Source organism: Paenibacillus forsythiae T98, assembly GCF_000520735.1.
GTDB lineage: Bacteria > Bacillota > Bacilli > Paenibacillales > Paenibacillaceae > Paenibacillus_AQ > Paenibacillus_AQ forsythiae.
Genome location: NZ_ASSC01000057.1, coordinates 1 through 1,581, shown reverse-complemented (window position 1 = coordinate 1,581; position 1,581 = coordinate 1). Strand labels below are relative to the sequence as shown.

Genomic DNA, 1,581 nt, shown 5'->3' with positions numbered 1-1,581 from the left:
GGGGAAGCTGCCGAGATACTGGCTGCGGACCGCGTTATTCTGCCCGGCGTCGGCGCGTTCGGCGACGCGATGGAGCATCTGCGGCAGAGCGGGCTGGACACCGTTGTCAAAGAGGTCGCGGCGAAGGGCCAGCAGCCGCTGCTCGGCATCTGCCTCGGCATGCAGCTCCTGTTCACCCGGGGCGAGGAATACGGCAGCCATGAGGGGCTGGATCTTTTGCCGGGAACGGTGGTGCGGTTTGAGCCGAGAGAAGGCTATAAAGTGCCGCATATGGGCTGGAACAAGCTCCAGTATCTCCAGCCGGAGAACCCGCTGCTTGGGGGGCTGGAGGAGGGACATGTCTACTTCGTTCACTCCTATCATGCGCTGGTTGACGCAGACAGCGATTTACTGGCCGTAACGGATTACGGACATCCGGTTACGGCTATCGTCGGGCGGGGCAGTGTGTTTGGCATGCAGTTTCATCCCGAGAAGAGCGGGGAGCTTGGAAGAAAGCTGCTTGAGCAGTTTTTGAAGCTGGAAATTTGATGGGTTACCCATATAAAAACGTGTGCGGGCGTCATCGGAGTTTCAGGAGAATCGGCGTCCGCGCCATGAATATATGAATTTAGCAACGGGAAAGCGGGGAACGGCAAAAATGTCTTCTTTTATCGTGTATCCGGCGATTGATATCCGGAACGGAAAGTGCGTCAGGCTGCTGCAGGGCGACTATAATCAGGAAACGGTCTACGGGGACAGTCCGCTCGATATGGCCAAATCATGGGAAGCGCAGGGCGGAGAGTTCATCCATCTTGTTGATCTCGACGGCGCGAAAGCCGGACATCCCGTCAATATCGACATTATCGGATCGATCGCCGCTGGTGTGAATGTGCCAGTTCAGGTCGGGGGAGGACTGCGCACGCTGGAGGATGTGGAGAAGCTGCTGTCGCTCGGCGTCAGCCGCGTCATCATCGGCACCGCCGCCATCAATGACCGGGAGTTTACCGAAACCGTATTGGCAAAATACGGCGATAAAGTCGCGATCGGCATCGATGCGCGGAACGGTTATGTCGCTACGCATGGCTGGCTGAACACCTCCGAGGTGCTGGCTACGGATCTCGCGAAGGAGCTCGCGTCCAAGGGCGCGGAAACCTTTATCTACACGGATATTTCCCGCGACGGAATGATGCAGGGCCCGAATGTGGAGGGCATTCTCGCCATGGCGCAGGCCAGCGGCAAAAGCGTTATCGCCTCCGGCGGGGTGACCGTTCAGGACGATCTGCTGCGTCTCAGCGCGCATAAGGACAGCGGCATCGGCGGCGCTATCGTCGGCAAGGCGCTCTATACCGGCAACATCAAGCTTGCCGAAGCTTTGGCCGCGCTGAAGTAAGCCTGGCCTGGAGGCCAGAACCGCAGCACGCGAGGCGTTAAGGGTTTTTAGCAGTTGAGCAGGCGGAGCGAAGCCCGCCGCCCCGAAGGGGCCAAAAACGCGGCACGCGAAGGTGTTAAGGGGTTTTGGCAGTTGAGCAGGCGGAGCGAAGCCGCCGTCCCGGAGGGGCCAAAAACGCGGCACGCGAAGGTTTTAAGGGGTTTTGGCAGTTA

At 59.2% G+C, this 1,581-nt stretch carries 2 protein-coding genes; both read left to right on the top strand.

Going from position 1 to position 1,581, the window contains the following annotated elements; all coding sequences use genetic code 11:
• A partial coding sequence (hisH, locus tag L692_RS0102095; RefSeq protein ID WP_025696765.1) for an imidazole glycerol phosphate synthase subunit HisH occupies positions 1-528 on the top strand: 528 nt, incomplete at its 5' end.
• Positions 529-637: 109 nt separating this feature from the next.
• Entirely contained in the window at positions 638-1,369 is a 732-nt protein-coding gene (gene hisA / locus L692_RS0102090; protein WP_025696763.1) for a 1-(5-phosphoribosyl)-5-[(5-phosphoribosylamino)methylideneamino]imidazole-4-carboxamide isomerase, read from the top strand.
• The last annotated feature ends 212 nt before the right edge of the window (positions 1,370-1,581 follow it).